The organism is Methylocystis sp. Uni0008 (genome assembly GCF_056838045.1).
This window is the reverse complement of record NZ_JBXEJH010000002.1, coordinates 270,356-286,766: the sequence shown is the minus strand read 5'-3', so window position 1 is coordinate 286,766 and position 16,411 is coordinate 270,356. Positions and strand designations below refer to the sequence as shown.

Sequence of the window (16,411 nt, the reverse complement as noted above, 5' to 3'; positions counted from 1 at the left end):
GGATCCAGCTGCTCAGCCGCCGTGCGGACGTGCGCTCGCGAGGCTTTTTTGGTTTTGCGTGGCCTTGGCGCTATCGTCCCGCCTATGTGCGGACGCTTCATGCAGCATCTGTCCTGGGAAGAGCTTTTCTCCGGGGCTCCGTTAGCGCTTGGCCTTGTCGAAGGCTTCAAGCGGGGGCATGCTGATATTTGATACGCCGATCACAGGGCAAATGACCGCTCAGATGGGCAAGGGCGCACACAGAGGCCGGCTTCGATTCAAGAGTAATGAGCTTCGGGAGGAACTCCATGGAATCGAATGAAACGACTGCGCTCGAACAGTCTCGCGAATTTTCCGAAGCCGTAGGCCTGTTCGACTCGCTTGATAAGCTGCAGTCCGCCATTGACTATTTGATGACTCATGGATTCGATCGATCCGAAATCAGCCTGCTCACCGAAGACGCGAAGACGCGCGAAAAGATTGGATCGAAACGCTCGGTCGAGATCGAGGACAGCGATGAAGCTCCTCGCATTTCCTACATCGAAGCCGAGTCGCTTAATGAAGGCAAAGCTGCGCTCATCGGCCTGCTCTTCTATGTTGGCGCCATTGCTGGCGCGATCGCCGTTTGGACCATCTACGGCAGTTTCGCCGAGGCGATCGTTGCGGGCATTGGCGCTGGTATGGCCGCCAGCCTGGTTGGCGTGGGCGTCGGCGCATTCATTCGACGTCGTCAGCGCAATTGGGTGCAGGCGCAATTAGCGCGCGGCTGGCTTCCCCAAATCCAATCCGATAGTGCTAACTTTTTTCATGGACGCCTCCCTCGAGTGAGATTCAACACCTCCACTCTGGCACATCGAGGCCGTCGGGGGGCGTCCACCCCATCAGAGCCGTTTCAACAGCGTGCTAGTCGTTCTGAGCGACGATTGCGCTACCAGTACCTCTTGCTGACTTTCTCCGTTTCTTCGACGGAGATCGTTGCGATAAATTTCGCGACAACGCTCTCGCACCGATCGCCGGCGGTATTCCCGCCCTCTCGTGACCTGACGCCACCAACCGTAATCCCTTAAGGACGCGTTGCATGACATCATCCTCGCGCCCCGTGGCGTAGATGGCGTACGTGGAATATGAGAACTCAGGAGCTCGACTTACACGATGCAACCGTCCGTCGGCCAAAAATGGCTGCGCACCGCCAATACGAAAATACCCCGCTCCGCCGACGCTCAGTATAAAGGTCAACGCGAGCGGACCCAGCGATATTGACAAGGGCGCAATGCTCAGCTTGGGAAAAGCGGCCTGGTGATTGACAGCGAATTCTGGCCCCCAATCGACGAAAACATACTCATTTGGATCGATTCTACCCTTTGGGTCGGTTGTTACCTGAATCAATTTCTCTTCAATGAGCAGTTCGCAGACAAGATCAGACCGTTGCGGCGGATTATGGAGAACGGCGAGGTCAAGCGAGCCCTCCTGCACGCGCTCGAGAAGTCGCGCAGGGGTGTCAACGTCCGCTGTTATCGCTGTTTCATACGATTCCGCATGCATCCATATGAGCCAATCTGCTAGGAGCGGATACCAGAGACTGAATTCTCCACCTATGCTGAAACCACTCGCTCGCCCCACGGGCAGAGCCACTTGTCGACAAGCGCCCTCCCATAACTGAACCATCGTCGTCGCGTAGCGCGCGAAGCGTTCGCCCGCCGACGTCAGACGCGCGCCCGCTTTATTGCGAACGAAGAGTGGTCGCTTGAGCTGACTTTCTAGAGTTCGAATTCTGGCGCTCACCGCTGCTTGCGTCAGGTGTAGACGATCCGCAGCAGCAATGAAGCTTCCACTCGCAACCACTTCCAAGAAGGTCTTCGCTAGATTGACGTCCATATTTTACATATAAATTTCTTTTGTTCTATTTTCAACAATTTTGCGTTTGCGAAAAATGAATGCAACGGTCACTCTTGGGGCTCAATCCAGACGGTGGAGCCCAAGCACGACGCAATTGAGTTGAACATGTGGACAGCAGACCCAATAAGGTGAAAGCCCTATGCGCACAGCAGCTTCGACGCCACGGTTGATCGACGTAATTAAGCGAATCGCTTAGTTGGACGCGTCATCATGGCGCATGCGCACGCTATCCGCCGACGTTCCTGGAACGGACAATAACGCAACTCCCGAGCCGACATGCTGGCATCGAGAATGATGCAGTAAGCAGCAATCAACCTCCCTCGGAACACGCCGCAGCTCGCTGCCCCTAATGGCCAGAATCCGTTAATTCCCCAGAAGGTCTAATGCATCACGCCCGATACCTTGGCGCTCAGCGCTTGCTCCTGGCCCTTACAATGGCCATTCCCGTCCGGGCGAGTTCGGAAACGAACGCTGGCGCAGGTCACGAAGTCGTTCTTCAGTTCAACGAAGCGCAGATCCGTGCGGGTGGGATCGAGACTCAGCTAGTAGTGCATGAGTCGAGTTTGGGCGAACTAGTCGTGCCGGGGGTCGTCACCGTCCCCCCGCAGCAAATGCGTGTTGTCGCTGCGCCGGCTGCAGGCCTCGTCGAAACATTGCTTGTCGTACCTGACGAAGATGTGAAGCAGGGCGCGCCTATCGCCACGCTGAAATCTTGGGACCTGATCGAAGCGCAGAGAAGCTTTCTCCATGCGCTTTCAGCTGCGAATCTAGCAGCCGAGAAACTGCGGCGCGACGAACAACTGTTCAAAGAACATATCATTGCGGAGCGACGTCTAATCGTCACACGAGCCGAAGCTATCCAGGCGCGCTCAGCGCTAGAGGAACGTAAGCAAATATTGTCGCTCGTCGGAATGTCAGACGAGGACGTCGCCTCATTGCAGCGCGAACGAACACTCGCGAGTTCCCTCCAAGTGCGCGCGCCGATTGCCGGCACCATTCTGCAGCGCCATGGCAAAACGGGCGAGCGCGTTCAAGCCTCGACGCCCCTTGTTACGATCGCGTGCCTTGATCCGATTTGGGTTAATTTGCAAATACCGATTATTCGCGCTGCAGCACTTGAAAGTGTCGACCGTGTGCACCTGCCGATCGCCGGCCTCGACGGCAAACTCATTCGAATTGGCCGCTCAGTCGATACTCCCACGCAATCGGTAAATGCCGTAGCCGAATTTCGTCCTGGTCGCCGCCCGCTGCGCCCTGGCCAGGCTGTGCAAGCAATCCTACACATCAATGGCAATTCACGCACTCAATGGCGTGTTCCAGCGGATGCGGTCGTCAGCCACCAGAATCACAATTGGGTGTTCGTGCGTACAGCGGACGGTTTCGTCGCACGACCCGTGACCCTTGTTTCCGAAACGCCGCAATTCGCCTCCGTGCAGGGGTCTTTGAAAGCTGAAGAACGCGTCGCGACAGGCGGTCTATTGACCCTGCTGGCGGAACTCGCCGCGGCCGCGAAGTAATCAGGAAACAATGCTCGAAAAACTGATCCGCCTTGCGCTTGGACAACGGCTCCTGGTTCTCATCGCCGCGCTCGGACTCGCGGTCTGGGGCGCCGTCAGCTATTTCAAACTCCCAATCGACGCTTTCCCTGACGTCGCTCCAGCACAGGTGCTGGTCGCCATGCGTGCGCCGGGCCTCACGCCTGAGGAGCTGGAAGCTCGCGTCACAGCGCCGATCGAACTCGCCGCTAAAGGTATTCCTCATCTTGTCCGGATGCGCTCCATCACGCGCTATTCGGTGGCGTTGCTGACTTTCGAATTCGAGGAGGGAACCGACATTTATTGGGCGCGCGTACAAGTCAATGAGCGGCTTGCCTTAGCCCAGGATCAGTTACCCGATGGCGTCAGTGGCGGGCTTGCGCCGATCGTGACGCCGCTCGGCGAGATGCTGATGTTCACAATCGTGGGCGGTGATTTATCCCCGTCGGAACAGCGCACGCTTTTCGACTGGACGATTCGTCCCGCCCTCCGCGGCCTGCCTGGCGTCGCTGATCTCAATAGACTTGGCGGTTTCGTGCGCACATTCGAAGTCGCGCCATCGCCTTCCGCCATGGCGGCGCGCGGCGTTACAGTAAAGATGCTCGATTCGAGCCTTCGAAACAATAACAGAAATGACGGCGCCGGCCGCGTACGGGACGGCGAGGAGGCGCTGCTGGTGCGCGCCGAAGGGAGGTTACGTTCTCTCGACGATATTCGCTCGGTCGTCATCGCGGCGCACGACTCCGGCATCGTGCGTGTCGGCGACGTGGCAGAAGTGCGCTATGGCTCATTGGCGCGCAACGGCGTCGTCGTCCGCAATGGCGAGGACGAGGCGGTATGGGGCCTCGTGCTTGGCCTGCGCGGCGCCGATGCGCGCACCGTCGTAAGTGGCGTCAAGGCGAAACTCGCCGAACTCGAGCCGACCCTACCAAAGGGCGCCAGATTCGAAATCTTCTACGACCGCAGCGAACTGATCGGCAAGGCGGTGTGGACGGTGCAAAAGGTTCTACTCGAAGCGATCGTCCTCGTCGTGGTTCTGCTTGCACTATTCTTGGGCAATCTGCGCGCGGCGATCGTCGTCTCGGTCATCCTGCCGCTCGCCGCGCTCGCGACCTTCGGCATCATGCGGCTGTCGGGCCTCTCCGCCAATATCATGTCTCTCGGCGGCCTCGCTATCGCCATCGGCCTGCTCGTCGACTGCGCCGTTGTCGTCGTCGAGAATGTCGAGCATCGCATGGCGAATGCGCATGACGCGACTCTCTCTGACCGCATTTTCATGACTCTGGAGGCGACGAAAGAGGTCGCAACGCCGCTTGTCTCTGGCGTTATCATCATCGTCACCGTCTTCCTTCCGTTGCTCTCGCTCGAAGGGTTGGAAGGTCGTTTGTTTTCGCCCGTCGCGCTCACCATCGCATTCGCCCTCGGCTCTGCGCTCGTCCTGTCGCTAACCGTGGTGCCAGCGCTGAGCGCCACGCTGCTCAGGCCCGGTCATTCCGACGAGCCCTGGCTCGTGCGCAAGATCGCCGCGATCTACGAGCCCTTGCTCCTGCGCGCGCTCTCGAAGCCGTCGTGGGTCGCCGCCATCGCCTTCTTCGGCCTTATTGTCGCCGGCGTCGCCTATTCCCGCATCGGCCAGACATTCATGCCGGTGATGGACGAGGGAACGCCAGTCATCACTGTGCGCAAACATCCAACGGTTAGTGTCAAAGAAACCGCCGAGACCGACATGCGCATTCAACGCGAAATCATGAGTCGGGTGCCCGAAGTCAAGGGCATGATGGCGCGCGCCGGCGCTGACGAACTCGGCATCGACCCTGTCGGACTCAACGATACCGACAACTTCCTCTCACTCGCGCCGCCAAACGAATGGCGCGGCAAGGGCATGGCCTGGTTGATGGGCGAAATCCGCGCGGTGCTCGACTCCACGCCAGGCATTTCTTACGCCTTTTCGCAGCCGATCGACATGCGCGTGCAGGAGATGATCATCGGCGCGCGCGGCGATGTCGTTGTCAAAATCTTTGGTGACGACATCAACGAGCTCAATCGCCTCACACGCGACGTGGAGGAGATTCTGCGTAAGATCAAAGGCGCGCGCGACGTCTTCGGCCTGCAGAACGATGGCATGCGTTATCTCACCGCGCGCGTCGACCGGCTTGCCGCCGGACGCTTCGGTCTCAATGCTGAGGAGATCCAGGATGCGCTGCGCGTCTGGGTCGACGGACAACAAGTTGGCATTGTTCTCGAAGGACCGATACGCACGCCGCTTGTCATTCGTGGATCCGAAACTTCGCGCCGCTCTTCGGTGGACTTCGCGCGGCTGCCGGTGGTGTCTTCGGAAGGAAAAGTTGTCGAACTGTCGCAAATTGCCCAGGTGCAGGCGGAGGACGGCCCCATCCAAGTGATTCGTGAACAAGGTCGCCGATTCGCGACTGTGCTCGCCAACGTGTCGGAACGTGATCTCGTCGGCTTCGTTGACGAGGCGAAAAAGGCGGTCGGGCAAAATGTGAAGACGCCGCCGGGCTATCGTTACCAATGGGGCGGGCAGTTTGAGAACCAACAGCGCGCCTCAGCGCGTCTTGCCATCGTCGTGCCCATCGCGCTGGCGTTGATCTTTCTCCTGCTCTATCTGACCTTCAGTTCGATGCTGCAGGCGACGCTGGTATTTTGCAATGTGCCCTTTGCGGCGATTGGAGGCATTCTGGCCCTGTGGCTTTCGGGAGAATTCATGTCTGTGCCGTCGTCTGTCGGTTTCATTGCCCTTATCGGCATCGCCGTGCTCAACGGCGTTGTGCTGATCTCGTACATTAACAAGCTAGTCGCGGAAGGCACGCGCACGACGCGCGAAGCTGTCGTCGAGGGCGCGCGCCGGCGCATGCGGCCGGTGATGCTCACCGCGGCCATTGCAGCCTTCGGTCTAATACCCTTTTTGTTTGCACATGGGCCGGGCGCCGAGATCCAGCGGCCCCTCGCGGTCGTGGTCATCGGCGGACTGATTTCAGCGACCGTGCTGACGCTCGTGCTGCTGCCGATTCTTTACGATCGCTCCGCTAATCTTAGTCTTTTTCTACGCCAGAAGCTGAGCGCCCGTGGAACTCGATCGCCAACGGCTCGCTGGCGCGAGGACGCGCGTTTATGAGCTCTTGGTTGATCCTTGTCGCGGCAATATTTCTCGCCTATACGTCTTCCGCGTTACGCGCCGAAACTAAGGCGACACCCCCATTAATGCCAGCACAAGAAATGCTGCGCGTTGAAGTCCTTTTCGAGGGCAAGAAGAAGGTCCGGGTCAAACGCGCCAAGTCGTTACGTGTCGACAAGAGGCCGCGCGTCCGCAAGCCTGCATCCAATCAAGTGCTAGCCCAACATCTCGACATGGCCGTCGCTATCGATGCGCAAAGCAAGTCGCTTGAAGCGCAATATCGCGCGATCTCCGCGCGCTACGCCACCGCGAATTCGATCACGCCAGGATCGCCATATGTCGGCGGCTCGCAGCGTAGTGCGCTATCCGGAAACTTACGCAACTACAATGAACTGGAAATGGAAGCCGGCATGCCCCTATGGCTGCCGGGGCAGCGCGACGCCTTTGAGGCGACGGTGACGACCGGGATTCGCGAAGTTGAGCAACGCTTCGCGTTACGTCGGCTGGATGTCGCGGGCCTATTGCGTGACGCCTGGTGGAATGCGAGTCGCGCGGCGCGAAATGTCGCCGTTGCCCGGACGCGCGTGATGACAGCCCATGATATCGGCCGGGATATGACCCGCCGCGTCGAACTCGGCGACGCCGCCCAGAGCGACGCGCTGCTCGCGACGAACGAGACACTCGCCGCCGAAACGGAGCTCGCCCAGGCGGAAGGCGCCATGAAGGTTGCTCGGGTGAACTACATGGCGCTGACTGGCGGCGCGCCCCCGGAGGGCACGCTCGAATCGGTGCGTCCCGCAACTGATATAGAAGATCATCCAGCTTTGCGAACGCCGCGGGCAGCGCTCGTACGAGCTGAAGCCCAGCTGCGGCTCGTCGACGCGACACCCATCGCCAGTCCCGATATCGGCGTGTTCGGACGGCGCGAATACAACAATCAGTATTCGACCGACCCTTCGCAAATCGTCTCGAACCAACGCACGGATTCGACCACTATTGGCGTTCGCATTCGCATTCCATTGCCAACACCTGGTCGCAATGCGCCGAGACGCGCAGAAGCGCGAGCCGAAATGGATCGCGCCCGGGCCGAATATGATCGCGCCAAGCGCGTCGTAACGGCGGAGATAAAGGCGGCGCGCGTGATGCTCGCTGCTACGCGGCGCGCCGCTGAAATCGCCAACAACCGACTCTCAGTCGCCGATGAACAATTCGAACTGTCGCGCAAATCATATCGAATTGGCGAGGTAAGCGCGTTCGACCTCTATCGCGTGCGGCAGATCCAACTCGAGGCCCAGCGTATGCAGGCGAACGCCGCGATCAACGTTGGCGTCGCAATCTCGCGGCTCAACCAAGCGTTCGGTTACGCTCCATAGAGTTTTGTACCTATAATCAGTGGTTTACGCATCAAGGCCGCTGATGTTTCACGAAAGATGCCGATGCAGACCTTTATCGACTTGTGCTGACGGCGAACGAGCAAATAATCGTCGCGTGGCAAGGTCCTACAGCTCTAAATGGCGGACGCAAAGTGTACCACTAAACCGGCTTTGCTCTGTTATTTTTACGGCGGCGCAAAAGTGTACCGGTCCTGCTAGTGGGTCGCTTCAGCGAATTTGAATAGGGCGCTTCCCCCGGCTGGCTATCCCTGATTCGCTACTGCCATTGATTCGACCTTCAGGAGGCGAAGATGGCGCGGGAAGCAGTCGGCGTGAAGCGGTATGTGGTGCGCTTGAGCGGCGAGGAGCGGGCGCATCTGGAAGCCATGCTGCGCAAGGGCAAGTATGGGGCGAAGACGCTGATAAAGGCTCAAATTTTGCTGAAGGCGGACGTTTCCGAGGCGGGCGAAGGCTTGAGCGACGGCGAGATCATCGAACAATTGGAGACGAGCGCGTCGATGGTCTATCGGGTGCGCAAGCAGCTCATAGAGGAGGGCTTCGCCGCGGTCTTGACGCGCAAGCCGCACACGCGTCCCTCCGTGCCGCGGATTTTTGACGGCGAGAAGGAAGCCAGGCTGATCGCCCTGTCCTGCTCGACGCCGCCGAAAGGCTATGCGCGCTGGACGTTGCGGCTGCTGGAAAAGAAAGTCGTCGAGCTCGAAATCGTCGAGACGGCGAGCGACAGCACGATCGGTCGTGTCTTAAAAAAACATTCTCAAACCCCATCGCAAGCAGCAGTGGGTGATTCCCCCGCAGGCCGACGCCAGCTTCGTCGCGGCGATGGAGGACGTTGTCAGGATACATCCTTTGATTAGAAAATCCCTGTTCGCGCGGCGCGTTGACATCATATTTGAGAATTTCGGCGCGCATTTTCGAGCTTTGACGCTTAAATTGAGAACTCCAGCGGCATCCCGAGCGCGGCGTAGGCGAGCTCGTCGAATCGCTTTCGATAGACGGGGCGACAGAAGGGGCGCAGGCGCTGAATCGTATCCGCCGCGTTTTTCGCGGCGACTGCGAGACCGGCGAGTAGCGCGATGCGTAAATAGAGCGGCACCATAGCGTTTGCGCCTTTGCTGATGGACGGCGCTATGCGTAATACCAACCCGCGGTGATTAGAACCGATAGGCCCATTCACGCAGCCCGATGGACATTATGCGCCAGGGTTGTTCGACGAGGTTGTTCCACGCATCACAGCAGTGATCGACGATATCATCGTAGGATTTGAACACCCGATTTGAGAGACGATTGTCACGCAGGAACTGCCAGACGTTTTCCTGTGGGTTGAGTTCCGGACATTTGGCAGGCAGCGGCATGATAGTGACGTTGGGGGGAACGTTGAGCTTGTCGGTCATATGCCAACCGGCCTGGTCGAGCAGGACCACGGCATGCGCGCCGGGTGCAATATTCCGCGCAATCTCGGCAAGGTGGAGGTTCATCGCATAGGTGTTGCATTTGGGCAGGATGAGAGCGGCTCCTTTTCCGTCCTTCGGCGAGATGGCGCCGAAGATGTAGGTCGAGGCGGTGCGCTGATCCCGTGGGGCGGAGGGACGCGATCCGCGTTTTGCCCATCGACGGGTGATCTTGTTCTTCTGACCGATGCGCGCTTCATCCGCGAACCAGATTTCTATGTTGCGCGCATCGACGCATTTTTCCCGGGCGATTTCCTCCAGGCGTGCGGGGAAGTTTTTTTGAATTCCTCGATGGCGCCTTCACGCTGCGCGTGATGGCGGGGGCGCGCGGAGAGCTTGCGATATCCCATTTTTCGGAGCTCGCGGCTCATCGTCGTTTCCGAGACAGAGATGCGGAACTCTTCCGAGAGCCATTGACAAAGGTCGACGATCCGCCAACGCACGACGCCATGGATCGCGGGTGTGGGTCCGTCATCGACCATGCGCCGGAGCGCCGTGCGATGCTCATCCTTCATGAGCGACGGCTGGCCAGGCGCCTTGCGATCGAGGAGGCCGCTCGGGCCATGTGCGTTGAAGCGCAACACCCAGTCGCGGACGATCTGAAGCGTCACACCACCAATCTTTGCCGCCTCGCTGCGGGCTCCGCCATCATAGATTGTCGCCAGAGCGAGAAGCCGGCGCGCTTGTGGCGCGTCTTTCGAGCCTCGCGCCAACACCCGAAGTCCCTCGGCATCGAAATCATCACGCAATCGCACCGCTGCCGCCATGACGAACCTCCCTCGGTTCGCCAATAAGAATCAGACATTTGCCGATTCGGGAATCTGGGGTGAGTCAGACTCACGGCGGGTTGGTATAATGCTTCGGCGTCAAATCCTGAAACGATCTCGTTGAGCAACCAGCTCTTATTGTAGCCTTCGGGGGGCTGCGTCGTCTGCGGGCGATTTAAGATCAGCAAAAGCCGCATCATCGCAATAGGGGATGCTAGCGGCGTCGGCTCGCCCCGCAAGTGACGATTGACAAGCTCCTCTCCGATTTTGGCGGCGTCCCAATGGTCCCCAAATGGGCTCGTGTTTCGGACGGTATCGCAGCCGGCACGAGGTCCCTCGATTTCTGAGAGCGGCGAACCGCATAGAGGACAAGTAACGCGCCACGCCTCAAGCCAGCTTTTTAGAACCGCTCCCGGAGTGTCAGCCGCGCGATGTCGCTCGCAGCATGTCCGACAGAATTGAATCGGCTTGCCTCTTCCAACCAGTGCCGCGACCTCGATTGGAAGCGCTGTATGCGTCATGGCGACAACATCCATTGGATCAGTGCGAAACGAATCTACGATGCGTGCGATCTGGCCGAGACCTGGGCGGAAGTCGAGGCTACGCAGCTTCTTCGATTCGAGCTTTAGCCACGAGATGAGCATGGGCTCCGTGAGCCCATAGAAAGCTGCATGACGATGAAGCCACGATGAAAGAAGTTCGTCGGGCGTCGGGTCGAGGACGACCGGCAAGGGCCGCCGAGCGGCGTTGATCAGCATCGTCATTGGAACGCGGCTTCCTCCTCGCTGATAGGCCTCCAATCATCAATGGCTTCGTCGGTTAGTCGTTCCGTTCCTGTCTCGATAGCCTGGATCGCGACTTCATTCACAAGGCGGAATATTTTTGACGTTACGCCTTCAGTCACTCGAAGAATTCGTTTGAGACCGCGCGCCGTCAGAATGCTCGGCTGACGAAGCGGGAGATTGCGGAGAATGGCAAGGACGAGTTGCTGAAACTCGTCATCGGCTTTCCAGCGCGGCAACGTGACAACATCAAAGCGTCTGGCAAGCTGTACGTCGCCGTTGATCGCCTCACGTGCTTCCGTGATGCCGAAGCAGACAAGCGAAAGCTGAAGCTCGTTACTCAAGAAACGAAGCGTGTTCAGAACGACACGCTGCTCGCGCCATGAACCGGCGATGATATTATGAATTTCATCTATCAGCAGGACTTGAACGCCCACGGCTCGCAATAGTCGAATTGTCGTCTGCTCTAATGCGACAATTGTCGCGCGCGGATTGGAAGGGGCGCCAAGTGCAGAGAGAATTTGTGCATAAAGGCGCCGCTCGCCCGGCCCGCCCGCCAACTCCACAACGAGAAATTTACGTCGTGCGTCGGCTGTTGCTGCATCGAAAGCGAGCATCTGGTCGTGCTTGAAGCGCCCGACGATCATCGATTTTCCCATGCCGCTGTCGCCATAGACGGCGATTGACGGCATTCGCGTCGTGCGCGGGTGAGTCGGGAGACCCTGAATCAAATCGACGATATGTTTTGCTTTTGGATAGTGGACCCACGGCTTTGATCGAATAAATTGGATCCGCGCGTCATTAGATGCGTCGAGAAGACTTGCAACTTCGTCCGTGACGTGGGCGGCCCTATCGATCACGCTGCTTCTCCGCGATTTCCAGAATGGAAGGAGTGCGCGAGTCGATGCCCTTGAGCGAGCCGAATCCTTCGTCATCCACCGAAATCTTGTTTTTGGGCTGCGGGTCGCGGCGGGCCTGCGCCGTCTTCCTTATTGCATCGTCAACAATGCGACGCTTGGCCTTTGCAGTAGTGATCCACTGGTTCGGTTCGCGTTCCGCGCGCGCTTGCGCTCGCGTTTCGCGCCGACGTAGTTTCCATTCGCGGAGACTTATTGATGGGCACGTAAGATCGCGGCTCCGGGCTTCGACGAAACGCCCGGAAGGACGCTGAACAAAAATTCTTGAAATATCTCGGGGATCATATTTGACTAAAAGCTCGCGTTTGGCGCCTCCGAGATCGGCGCTTAAAACGTTCGACCAGTATGGCAATCCATGCAACCAGACGCCGTCTGGCCTGAGTGTTCGATACGCCTCGGGCAATAACGAAACCCAGAAGGCCATTCGATCATGCGGCATGCGCAGATTGATCCGCGCCTCATGTTCGCGCCAGACTGCCAATGGTGAGCGCATCAAGGTGCTGTGTATTCGGTCGTGATAGCCGCCCGCAATCTCCCAGCCGAGAAAGCATTCGAGCTCTCGCAACGACATGGCTGAATTCTTTTTCGGATCGTAGGACCCTCGTTCGATCGGATTTCCAAATGAAGTGCCGGGCAGAAGATGCATCTGACCCATCATCGTTCCGATCAGCCGTTCGATATGACCGCCGTAATGCGGTTCGCCAGGCGGGCGCCAAATGATATCGACGCCTTCGTTGCGACAACCGCGAATGAAAGCCTTGCTTCTGAAATCTGCGCCATTGTCGACGTGAAAGGCCTCTGGCAAGCCGGCGACTGGCCATGTCGCGTCGATCTCACGTTCCTGCAACCAGGCTGTCTTGTCGTAAACGCCATGGAGAACGCAGAGGCTCACGGAAAGCCGTGAAGGGGGATCCATCGAAAGATGAAAGCCCGTAATCATTCGCGTAAACACATCGATCGCCAGCGTCAGCCAAGGGCGTGCGAGCGGTTCGCGCGTCTCTTCGTGAACGACGATGAGATCGACGAGCGTGTGATCGATCTGAACCACCTCGAGCGGCCGGGAGGCTTTGTATTCGCCCGGAACTGGCGTTGTCGCTTTGATCGCGCGTTTGTCCTTCCGTTTACGCGCGACCAATCGCCTCTCGATGTCATCGACGCGCGTCTTGATCGTTCGACGATCTGGCAATGGCCATCCGTGCTGGACGAAACGCAAATGGATTTGTTCGACGAGGTGGGTCAGCGTTGGACGCTGCGGCTTCAGATAGACTTCCCGGATCGTCTGGCGGATCAACTTATGACGCGATTTGTCGAGAGCGAGCGCCCCTTTCGATCGGCCTCGCGGCTTCGGCTGAAGCGCCTCAACGGTGGGCGTTTCGCGATAGATCGCGACGAGGCGATAAAGTGTCGCGCGACTGATCCCGAGGTCCAAAGCAACATCTTCGACGTCGCTTGTTCGTAGCCGGTCGCCCGCGGAGCGGCCTAACAATTCTCTGATGGCCTCCTCGCGTCGACATGCCTCTAACCACTGCGGGTCGTCGGACCCCGTCGTGTCGGCGTCATCAGGGCAGGGCGCGTTCTCATTATTGCTGTTCATTTTTCGGCCGCGTCCATGAGAAATGGTTGAGCCGCAAATTCTCAATTCAACTGTACATCATTCGGGCGTTTTCTCAATTCAAATGTATACGCGTAAATCAGCAGCGTTTCGTAACGCATTGAAATTCAACAGGCCGATTTCTCAATTTCTGATGTGTCCTGACAGACGTGGTCGACGCGCCGCCGGCCCCTTCGCCCAACGCGGATCACGTCGGGCATATCCCCCGGCGGAGTGTCGGGACTCCGCCGAGCGGTCCGCGTGGCGGGATGGAGCCCACACCACGCCAAGCCTCTGAAATGTCGCCCCGCTCCGAGGCCGCCTAGCGCGGCCGGACGATCATGCCGCGCATCGATCAGCCAAGAATCGGCGAGGAACGCGTCGAGCCGCTTGCGCAAGTCGCTGGCGTGATCGACCGCGCGGCGATCTTGGCCTGCATGTCGAGCGCTTCATTGCGAAGCCCTTCGATCGCGGCGAACAGCGCGGCGATGTTCATTTCAGCGCCGACGACGCGACGGGCGGCGCTGTCGACGTAATGCTCGGCGAGACCGACCGCCTTCGACCGCACGGCGGTCGCTTCCTCGGCAACGGTCTGCGCCCGGCGCCATTTCGTCGCTTCCTCTTCGGCCTCGCCGAGCTGCTTGCGCAGTTCGTCGAGAGCAGTCGCCGCCCTTCGCCAGTCCGGCGATGAGATCGTCCGTCGAAGCGCCAGCGCGCTCTTGCGCCTCTTCAATTTGCCGAGTGATCGTGCCGGCGCGTTCGTTTGCGGCGGACCACTGGCCTCGGGCGTGTTGCGCGGCGGCCTGCGCTTCGGAGGGATCGTTGCGCGTCCGCCTTTTATCGGCGCCGTGCTTCGTCTTTACGGCTCGCGGTCTGATGCTGGCTTCAGCGGACAGCTCCTTCTATTACATTTTTCATAAGAGATAAGCGCTGTGCAAATACCCGCGAAGGCAACAATGCGCCCCTTGGAATCCTTCACTCGAATAAATGCCTCGCTTTCAGTCTTTCGTAATTTGAAAGCTAGCGTCTCCACGTTGCACCAGGCCGCTGCGAAGTCTGGCAACGACAGTTCGCCGACGACTTGCGGATCATCCCCCGCGCGAATGATTTCAAAAATGAAGTTTGGCATCAATGCACCACTTCGCCGAAGATACGGCCTGCACACTTAACCGGCTCCTTCCACGTTTTTCTAATGTCTCGCTTGGAAGCCTGGCTGGAATCACCTCTAGTCAAATAAGGCGCTATGAGCCCTTCTCAACGGCAGCGGTCTGCGGACGCCGCCTTCATTGCCGCATCCACCTTCGAATCGGGCGGAGATTGCGCCAGTTTATCCGCCAGCCTTATCCATTCGGCGACGTGCTCATCTCGCTCAGTGCGGTTATTATGGGCCTGCCACGCTTGTCTCGCCGCGCTTCATGACTATCTGGGCGGCGTCGCCTATCGTAAGCGACTCCTCTTAGACTGCCCGCGGCTTCATGGTCGCGGGCCTTTTATGGGTCATCCGCGGGCATTGCGCCTCGCCGGTCGTCAGCTTTCCACGCTCCTCCGATCAGGCGCGCAAGCTGCTTCTTCAGGACGGGGCCGTGGATCTGACGCCCGTTGCATCCTTCGCGATCAAGGCGTGAGACGATATCGCCGACCCTGCTGCAAGCTCCGGAGCGAGCGAAGTCGAACACGCGTTCGATCGTCGCCTTGTTCGCATCCAAGGCCGGTTTGGCTACCCTAGCAATGTTGCGTCTTCTGTATGTGCGGTTCAAGCGTGTTTCGACCCGGCGGGGCGCAACGCCCAATACCCCATCGTTGAGTGTCTCAACAGTGTGAGGGCCATCGGCGCGAACGAAAAAGCCTACATTACCGGCCGGGCGGCCTTGGATTTAGGGCTGCCGCTTGCAACCGGCGGCCCCTCTTGATTCGCCGAGCGCGAATAGTCGCGCTGGCACTCTCTTGAGCCGAGTGTATCGATTTCCGGCGTGAATGTTGTTTGACACCAGTACATAAAGATATCCTTATGCGTTTATGCGAGCCTGTCCTGGGGTGTCGCTTGGCCTTGTCGAAAGCTTGAAGCGGGAGCATGCTGATATTTGACACAACGGCCACACGGCGAATGCCCGCTTAGAGGGGGCAAAGGCGCACACAGAGGCCGGCTTCGATTCAAGAGTACTGAGCTTCGGGAGGAACTCCATGGAATCGAATGAAACGGCTGCGCTCGAACAGCGCCGCGAATTTACCGAAGTCGTAGGCCTGTTCGACTCGCTCGATAACCTGCAGTCCGCCATTGACTACTTGATGACCCACGGATTCGACAGATCCGAAATCAGCCTGCTCACCGAAGACGCGAAAACGCGTGAAAAGGTTGGATCGAAGGGCTCAGTCGAAATCGAGGACAGCGGTGATGCTCCTCGCATTTCCTACATCGAATCCGAGTCGCTCAACGAAGGCAAAGCTGCGCTCATAGGCCTGCTCTTCTATGTCGGCGCCGTTGCTGGCGCGATCGCCGTTTGGACCATCTATGGCAGTTTCGCCGAGGCGATCTTTGCGGGCATTGGCGCTGGTATGGCCGCCGGCCTAATTGGCCTGGGCGTCGGCGCATTCATTCGACGTCGTCAGCGCAATTGGGTGCAGGCGCAATTAGCGCGCGGCGGGCTGTTGCTGTGGGCGCGAACCCGGACCGAAGAACATGAACGCGCGGCCATGCAAGCCATGCAGAACAATGGAGGCCACGACGTGCATGTTCATAGGGTGGCGGCATAGGCCTAATGATCCAGACTGAGAGATCAGCCGCTGTCTTTCTCTTTTGTCGGCAGACTTTCCCCGCGCAGCCGCGCATCGCCTAATGGGTGCTTGGAGCTTCTGTGCGCCTCCGTTGAAGGTCCGCCAGCCTTATCGATCCGGCGACGTGATCGTCGGGTTCGCGCGCGGTCAGTTCGGCGGCCGGCCCGCCACGCTTGCCATTGAGAGATTAACGC

At 58.8% G+C, this 16,411-nt stretch carries 13 protein-coding genes and 1 pseudogene; 6 read left to right on the top strand and 8 right to left on the bottom strand.

All coding sequences use genetic code 11. The features are described from left to right. Nucleotides 1-287: 287 nt before the first annotated feature. Nucleotides 288-1,046, top strand: coding sequence for a general stress protein (locus tag AC0X69_RS21230; protein ID WP_245435143.1), 759 nt, complete (start codon nt 288-290; stop codon nt 1,044-1,046). On the opposite strand, the pseudogene AC0X69_RS21225 reads toward AC0X69_RS21230, so the two are convergent. After that, nucleotides 1,021-1,854, bottom strand: a pseudogene (locus AC0X69_RS21225) (LysR family transcriptional regulator); the annotation flags it as partial. The gene AC0X69_RS21230 and the pseudogene AC0X69_RS21225 overlap by 26 nt on opposite strands. A 455-nt stretch (nt 1,855-2,309) precedes the next feature. On the opposite strand from AC0X69_RS21225, the gene AC0X69_RS21220 reads away from it, so the two are divergent. The 4 genes from AC0X69_RS21220 to AC0X69_RS21205 all read left to right on the top strand — a co-directional run bounded on the left by AC0X69_RS21220 (nt 2,310) and on the right by AC0X69_RS21205 (nt 8,794). Further along, a complete protein-coding gene (locus AC0X69_RS21220) occupies nt 2,310-3,392 on the top strand; it encodes an efflux RND transporter periplasmic adaptor subunit (protein WP_245435086.1) in 1,083 nt (360 codons plus the stop codon). A gap of 10 nt (nt 3,393-3,402) precedes the next feature. Then, the gene (locus AC0X69_RS21215; RefSeq protein ID WP_109026884.1) at nt 3,403-6,546 is read left to right on the top strand and encodes an efflux RND transporter permease subunit; all 3,144 of its coding nucleotides are present in this window, start codon (nt 3,403-3,405) and stop codon (nt 6,544-6,546) included. 86 nt (nt 6,547-6,632) lie between these two features. Next, entirely contained in the window at nt 6,633-7,919 is a 1,287-nt protein-coding gene (locus tag AC0X69_RS21210) for a TolC family protein (RefSeq protein WP_109026883.1), read from the top strand. Between the two features lie 311 nt (nt 7,920-8,230). Beyond that, nucleotides 8,231-8,794, top strand: coding sequence for a helix-turn-helix domain-containing protein (locus tag AC0X69_RS21205; RefSeq protein WP_109026882.1), 564 nt, complete (start codon nt 8,231-8,233; stop codon nt 8,792-8,794). A 71-nt stretch (nt 8,795-8,865) separates the two neighbouring features. Here the strand turns inward: AC0X69_RS21205 and AC0X69_RS21200 are convergent, their stop codons facing one another. The 7 genes from AC0X69_RS21200 to AC0X69_RS21170 all read right to left on the bottom strand — a co-directional run bounded on the left by AC0X69_RS21200 (nt 8,866) and on the right by AC0X69_RS21170 (nt 14,574). Beyond that, nucleotides 8,866-9,036 carry a hypothetical protein gene (locus tag AC0X69_RS21200; RefSeq protein ID WP_196391678.1) on the bottom strand — a complete coding sequence of 57 codons (171 nt, stop codon included), beginning with the start codon at nt 9,034-9,036 and terminating at the stop codon, nt 8,866-8,868. A gap of 55 nt (nt 9,037-9,091) precedes the next feature. Next, nucleotides 9,092-10,104, bottom strand: a protein-coding gene (locus tag AC0X69_RS21195; RefSeq protein ID WP_482613837.1) for an IS630 family transposase whose coding sequence is annotated in 2 segments (ribosomal slippage) — nt 9,092-9,663 and nt 9,663-10,104 — 1,014 coding nt in all. Because the reading frame shifts where the segments join, the coding sequence is not laid out codon by codon here. Beyond that, nucleotides 9,996-10,913 (bottom strand): TniQ family protein, encoded by a 918-nt coding sequence (locus AC0X69_RS21190; RefSeq protein ID WP_482613835.1) that lies wholly within the window; start codon nt 10,911-10,913, stop codon nt 9,996-9,998. The genes AC0X69_RS21195 and AC0X69_RS21190 overlap by 109 nt, the downstream gene beginning before the upstream one ends. A gap of 2 nt (nt 10,914-10,915) precedes the next feature. Continuing rightward, nucleotides 10,916-11,797: a TniB family NTP-binding protein gene (locus tag AC0X69_RS21185; protein WP_124740570.1), complete on the bottom strand. Its 882-nt coding sequence runs from the start codon at nt 11,795-11,797 to the stop codon at nt 10,916-10,918. Further along, nucleotides 11,787-13,448, bottom strand: coding sequence for a TnsB C-terminal domain-containing protein (locus AC0X69_RS21180; protein WP_124740569.1), 1,662 nt, complete (start codon nt 13,446-13,448; stop codon nt 11,787-11,789). The genes AC0X69_RS21185 and AC0X69_RS21180 overlap by 11 nt, the downstream gene beginning before the upstream one ends. A 352-nt stretch (nt 13,449-13,800) precedes the next feature. Beyond that, nucleotides 13,801-14,178, bottom strand: a complete 378-nt coding sequence (locus AC0X69_RS21175) for a hypothetical protein (protein ID WP_482613567.1) — start codon at nt 14,176-14,178, stop codon at nt 13,801-13,803. 126 nt (nt 14,179-14,304) lie between these two features. Further along, complete coding sequence (locus AC0X69_RS21170) at nt 14,305-14,574, bottom strand: hypothetical protein (RefSeq protein WP_482613566.1); 270 nt, start codon at nt 14,572-14,574, stop codon at nt 14,305-14,307. A gap of 1,052 nt (nt 14,575-15,626) precedes the next feature. On the opposite strand from AC0X69_RS21170, the gene AC0X69_RS21165 reads away from it, so the two are divergent. Continuing rightward, nucleotides 15,627-16,196, top strand: a complete 570-nt coding sequence (locus AC0X69_RS21165; RefSeq protein ID WP_482613565.1) for a general stress protein — start codon at nt 15,627-15,629, stop codon at nt 16,194-16,196. Nucleotides 16,197-16,411: the final 215 nt, after the last annotated feature.

Coding starts and splice junctions, on each gene's coding strand:
- AC0X69_RS21170 (WP_482613566.1), bottom strand. CDS start 14,574: ATGCCAAACTTCATTTTTGAAATCATTCGCGCGGGGGATGATCCGCAA.
- AC0X69_RS21230 (WP_245435143.1), top strand. CDS start 288: ATGGAATCGAATGAAACGACTGCGCTCGAACAGTCTCGCGAATTTTCC.
- AC0X69_RS21165 (WP_482613565.1), top strand. CDS start 15,627: ATGGAATCGAATGAAACGGCTGCGCTCGAACAGCGCCGCGAATTTACC.
- AC0X69_RS21215 (WP_109026884.1), top strand. CDS start 3,403: ATGCTCGAAAAACTGATCCGCCTTGCGCTTGGACAACGGCTCCTGGTT.
- AC0X69_RS21210 (WP_109026883.1), top strand. CDS start 6,633: ATGCCAGCACAAGAAATGCTGCGCGTTGAAGTCCTTTTCGAGGGCAAG.
- AC0X69_RS21180 (WP_124740569.1), bottom strand. CDS start 13,448: ATGAACAGCAATAATGAGAACGCGCCCTGCCCTGATGACGCCGACACG.
- AC0X69_RS21200 (WP_196391678.1), bottom strand. CDS start 9,036: ATGGTGCCGCTCTATTTACGCATCGCGCTACTCGCCGGTCTCGCAGTC.
- AC0X69_RS21190 (WP_482613835.1), bottom strand. CDS start 10,913: ATGCTGATCAACGCCGCTCGGCGGCCCTTGCCGGTCGTCCTCGACCCG.
- AC0X69_RS21205 (WP_109026882.1), top strand. CDS start 8,231: ATGGCGCGGGAAGCAGTCGGCGTGAAGCGGTATGTGGTGCGCTTGAGC.
- AC0X69_RS21220 (WP_245435086.1), top strand. CDS start 2,310: ATGGCCATTCCCGTCCGGGCGAGTTCGGAAACGAACGCTGGCGCAGGT.